This window comes from Humibacter sp. (assembly GCF_051954055.1).
Lineage (GTDB): Bacteria > Actinomycetota > Actinomycetes > Actinomycetales > Microbacteriaceae > Humibacter.
In genome coordinates this window covers 1-5,288 of sequence record NZ_JBQCIE010000130.1, presented here as the reverse complement: position 1 = coordinate 5,288, position 5,288 = coordinate 1, and the positions used below count along the sequence as shown (strand labels likewise).

At 67.4% G+C, this 5,288-nt stretch carries 4 protein-coding genes; 3 read left to right on the top strand and 1 reads right to left on the bottom strand.

Going from position 1 to position 5,288, the window contains the following annotated elements; translation table 11 throughout:
* The 3 genes from ACTHNC_RS17290 to ACTHNC_RS17280 form a co-directional block, all read left to right on the top strand.
* On the top strand, positions 1-1,508 hold a 1,508-nt coding region (locus ACTHNC_RS17290; protein ID WP_440295866.1), incomplete at its 5' end, for a GMC family oxidoreductase.
* Positions 1,509-1,560: 52 nt separating this feature from the next.
* The gene (locus tag ACTHNC_RS17285) at positions 1,561-3,393 is read left to right on the top strand and encodes a thiamine pyrophosphate-requiring protein (protein ID WP_440295865.1); all 1,833 of its coding nucleotides are present in this window, start codon (positions 1,561-1,563) and stop codon (positions 3,391-3,393) included.
* 4 nt (positions 3,394-3,397) lie between these two features.
* Entirely contained in the window at positions 3,398-4,570 is a 1,173-nt protein-coding gene (locus ACTHNC_RS17280) for an enolase C-terminal domain-like protein (protein WP_440295864.1), read from the top strand.
* Positions 4,571-4,583: 13 nt separating this feature from the next.
* On the opposite strand, the gene ACTHNC_RS17275 is transcribed toward ACTHNC_RS17280, so the two are convergent.
* Positions 4,584-4,949 (bottom strand): DUF7882 family protein, encoded by a 366-nt coding sequence (locus ACTHNC_RS17275; RefSeq protein ID WP_440295863.1) that lies wholly within the window; start codon positions 4,947-4,949, stop codon positions 4,584-4,586.
* Between the last annotated feature and the right edge of the window lie 339 nt (positions 4,950-5,288).

The following is a 5,288-nucleotide window of genomic DNA, read 5'->3' as shown; positions in this document are numbered from 1 at the left end:
AGCGGCTCGCCCGCTACGGCTGGCGGGTCGCTGCGCTGGATGCCGGCCCGTTCTGGAATCCGGAAGACGACTGGGTCAGCGACGAGGCGGCATCCCACCAGCTGTACTGGACGGAACCGCGCGAGATCGGCGGCAGCGACCCGGTGCCGTTGGGCTCCAACAACTCGGGGCGCGGCGTGGGCGGCTCGATGGTGCACTACGCCGGGTACACGCCTCGGTTCCATCCGAGCGACTTCCACACGAAGACGGTAGACGGCGTCGGTGCGGACTGGCCGCTCGACTACGCGGATCTGCGGCCGTACTACGAGCAGATCGAGGGCGAGCTGCCGGTGGCGGGCGAGGACTGGCCGTGGGGGGACCCGCACGGCTATCCGTACCGGCCGCATCCGGTTGGCGGTAACGGTGAGGTGTTCCTGCGTGGAGCGCTGAAGGCCGGTGTCGAGGCGAGGGTCGGTCCGGTCGCGATCGCGAACGGACGCTTCGGGCACCGCCCGCACTGCATCTACCGAGGCTTCTGCCTGCAGGGCTGCAAGGTGAACGCGAAGGCCTCCCCGCTCATCACGCATGTTCCGGATGCCCTCGAGCACGGCGCCGAGGTACGCCCCGACTCGATGGTGACCGGCATCGAGGTGGATGCCTTCAGCGGGCGTGCGACCGGCGTGCACTATGTGCGCGACGGGCGGGAGCGGTTCCAGAAGGCATCCGTCGTCATCGTCGCCGGGTACTCGATCGAGACGCCGCGGCTGCTGCTGAACTCCGCGTCGGCGCGCTTCCCAGACGGGCTGTGCAACGACTTCGACCAGGTTGGCCGGTACCTCATGGTGCAGGGTGCGCCGCAGACGGCAGGGCGGTTCGACTCGGAGATCCGCATGTACAAGGCGCCGCCGCCCGAGGTGAGCACTGAGCAGTTCTACGAGACGGATCCATCGAAGCCGTACAAGCGCGGGTTCTCGATCCAGACGGTCTCGCCGCTGCCCATCACCTGGGCCGAGCACGTCATGGCGCAGGGTCATTGGGGTGCGGAGTTCCGCAACTACATGAGCGACTACGTGCACTGGGCGTGCTTCGGAGCGCTCTGCGAGTTCCTTCCGCTGCCCGACAACCGGGTGACGCTCTCGAGCGAGAAGGACAGGCACGGGCTGCCGATCGCGCACTTCGCATACAGCCAGTGCGACAACGACCGTCAGCTGATCGAGGCGGCGACCAAGGTGATGGAGAACATCCTGATGGCCGCTGGTGCCGACGAGGCGATCACGATCAAGCGGTACGCGCACCTGGTCGGCGGCGCGCGCATGGCCGAAGACGAGGAGCACGGCGTAGTGGATGCCGACTGCCGCACCTTCGCCGTGCCCAACCTGTACATCACCGACGGCAGCGTGCTGCCCACGCAGGGCAGCGCGAACCCGGCACTCACGATCATGGCGATCGCGGCGCGCACTGCGGACCGGATGCGCGCTGGAGCTAGAAGCGGAGGCCATTTCTGGCCTCCGCCGCGACGCCAGCGCTGACCGCCGTCTCGGCGGTCAGTTCCCGAAGCGGTAGAGACGAAGGAGGAGACAGATGGCTAAGACGGTCAGCGACGTCGTCATCGAGCGACTGAAGGACTGGGGTGTCACTCGCGTGTTCGGGTTCCCCGGAGACGGGATCGGTGCGTTCGACAGTGCGCTCGGCAAGGCACAGGACGAGGGCGACGGGGTCGACTACATCAGGCCGACGCACGAGGAGATCTGCGCACTGATGGCGACGGCGCACGCCAAGTTCACCGGGGAGGTGGGCGTTTGCGTAGCCACGTCGAGCCCCGGTGGATTCCACATGCTGAACGGTCTCTACGACGCGAAGATGGACAACCAGCCCGTCGTCGCGATCGTCGGCCAGCAGGGTCTCGCCTCGCTCGGCACGTTCACGCAGCAGGAGAACAACCTGGAGCGGGTGTTCCAGGACGTCGCCTGCTACGTGCAGACCATCGTCTCGCCCGTGCAGGCAGAGGCGGTGATCGACACGGCGTTCCGCAGCGCGCTGGCGCGGCTGCAGCCGGCGGTGATCGTGTTCCCGCACGACGTGCAGGCCATGAAGGCCGTGACACCGACCGCCGCGCACTGGGTCTCACGGGCCAGCAGGGAGCCGGCATCCACCGACATCACGCCCAGCGAGGTGGAGCTGCGCAAGGCGGCGGACATCCTGAACGCCGGCGAGCGCGTCACGTTCCTCGTCGGCGCCGGCGCGCAGGGCGCGACCGACGAGGTGCTGAAGGCCGCCGAACTGACCGGTGCCGGCGTCATCACGGCGCTGCGCGGCAAGGATGTCATCCCCGGCGACGTCCCGTATCACACGCAGCAGGTCGGGCTGCTCGGCTCTCTGCCGAGCCTGCACCAGATGCACGAGTGCGACACGCTGCTCATGCTCGGCACGAACTATCCCTACGGGGAGTTCCTGCCGGAGACCGGCGCGGCCAGGGCCATCCAGGTGGACCTGAAGCCGGAGCAGATGGGCATCCGCTACCCCACCGAGGTGAACCTGTGGGGCGACGTGAAGGCGACGCTGAAGGGGCTCATCCCGATGCTGAAGCCCAAGGACGACCTATCGTGGCAGCGCAAGATCATCGACGAGATGCAGGGCTGGGAGCGCGAGGAAGAAGCGGAGGCGATGGTCAACTATGACGACGGCGCCAACCCGCGGCGGTTCTATTTCGAGCTGAACAAGCGGCTCCCTGACGGCGTGATCGTGACAGCGGATGCCGGCACCACCGCCGACTGGTACGCCCACCACCTGCGCTTCCGGCGCGGAATGCGCGGCGACCTCTCCGGCCGGCTGGCGACGATGCTCGCCGCCATGCCGTACGCGACGTCTGCGAAGTTCGCGTTCCCAGACCGTCCGGTGATCTGCACCATCGGTGACGGGGCGTTCCAGATGCTCGGCATGAACGAGCTGATCACGATGAAGAAGTACCTGAAGAGGTTCCCGAACAAGCAGTTCGTCGTGCTCATCCTGCACAACAACGACCTCGGGCAGGTCTCGTGGGAGATGCGCACAGAAGACGCCAACCCGGTGTGGCGCACGGCGCAGGACGTGGAGTCGATCGACTATGCGGGCTACGCGCGGCTGCTCGGGTTCCAGGGCATCCGGGTGGAGAACGACGACGATGCCGCCGACGCGATCGAGACGGCGCTCGCGCATGACGGGGTGACCGTGATCGACGCGATGGTGAGCCGGAACATCCCGCCGCTGCCGCCGCACATCACGAAGGAGTACGCGAAGAACACCGGCATCGCGCTGCTGAAGGGCGACCCGTTCGAGGTCAACGTGATCAAGGACTCCGCGGAGGCTCTGTTCACCGAGGGCGTGGAGCGCGTGAAGGGCGCGCTGCACATCGGCGGCGACAAGAAGGACGAGTGAGCGGATGACCGTGGCAGGCGATCGGGACGGTGCGGGCCGGTCGGGCTCCGCTGCAGCCGACACCGCGATCCGCGCCGTGCGCGCCAGGGTGTACGTGGTGCCGACGACGTTCGACGGCGAGCCGATGAACGAGTCCGACGGCACCGCGAAGTGGGACTCGACGACGGTGCTCGTCGTCGAGATCGACGCGGGCGGACGCACCGGCCTCGGCTACGCGTACACCTCATCCACCGGTCTCGGGCTGGTGCGGGACGTGCTCGCCCCGCTCGTGACCGGCGCCGACGCGATGTCCACGCCGCGACTGTTCTGGGGCATGGCTCGTGCCGTGCGCAACATCGGCTGGCGCGGCATCGCGGCCAGCGCCATCTCGGCGATGGATGTCGCGCTCCACGACCTCAAGGCGAAGCTGCTCGACGTGTCGCTGCTCCAGCTTCTCGGTGCATCGCGCGACCGCATCATGGTCTATGGCAGCGGTGGGTTCACGAGCTACAGCGACGAGCAGCTGCGGGAACAGCTGGGCGGATGGGCCGAGCAGGGCATCCATGCCGTGAAGATGAAGATCGGAACGGATGCCGCAGCCGACCCGTCTCGCGTGCGAACGGCCCGCGAGGCGATCGGCGACGACGTGCAGCTGTTCGTGGACGCGAACGGCGCGTACAGCCGCAAACAGGCGCTCGGCATGGCTGAACTGTTCTGGCACGAGGACCGGGTGACCTGGTTCGAGGAGCCGGTCTCCAGCGACGACCTCGATGGGCTGCGCCTGATGCGCGACAGAGGCCCTGGCGGCATGCAGATCGCGGCGGGGGAGTACGGGTATATGCCGGCGGACTTCCGCCTGCTGCTCACCGCCGGCGCGGTCGACACGCTCCAGGCGGATGCCACCCGCTGCGGCGGCGTCACGGGGTTCCTGAACGCCGCAGAGCAGTGCATCGCGTGGGGCGTGCCGCTGAGCGCGCACTGCGCGCCTGCTCTGCATGCCGTGCTGACGGCATCCGTCGAGCCCGGCGTGCACGTGGAGTACTTCCACGACCACGCCCTGATCGAGCCCTTGCTGTTCGATGGCACGCCCGACCTGGTGGACGGATGCCTCGTGCCCGACCCGTCGCGGCCCGGCCTAGGTCTCGAACTCACCGACCGCGGCGAGGAATACCGCACCGCGTCATGGGAGTGGGACTAGCGCGGCAGCGCTCCTAAGCGACCCGGCGCACCGGGTGCGCGTCGCGGTCCGGGCGCTGCTGGCCGGCACGACCGGCGTGCGCTGGGGCTCCGTCTTCGTCGAGCACGACGAGCCCGCGTGGGCCGTTCGCTTCGGTCTCCAGCAGTCGCAGCCAATCGCGGTTGACGGCCGGAACGCGCGACCCGAGGTACTTGAAGTACACCGGAACCTCGGCGGACATCCACAACGACGACCGCCCGCTGCCGACCGAGAGGTCGTCGAGCCACGACATCAGGAAGGACTCGCGGCGACGGAACTTGTTGACGATGACGATCTCCAGGTGAGTCAGGAGGCGGTCATCGAACTCCACGTCTTGCGGTCCGTAGATCATCGTTCCCATAGTTCGCTCCCGAATTCTCGTTGGCTTCTGCGATTCGGGCGTTGCGTCGGCCATCCTTCGCCACTGCCGGACCGCATGCCCTAAGGCCAGCAAACGCAGGTCGGCGCAGGGCTGCAAGGGTGCCCCTCTTAAGAGGGGGGTCTTGACTTTGGCCCGGGGTTGTGAACGAGGCGCGCCGGTCGCCCGAATCCCTTGAATTTCGTACTTCTCCCGACCCGTTTGGCAACCCCTTATGTGGATGCCCGTCATGCCGTGGTCTTGTCTTGCACGTCTTAGACGAAAGGGAGATCTGCGCATGTTCGAACACTTCGACAACCCCCGCCAGCTTCTCGAATACCG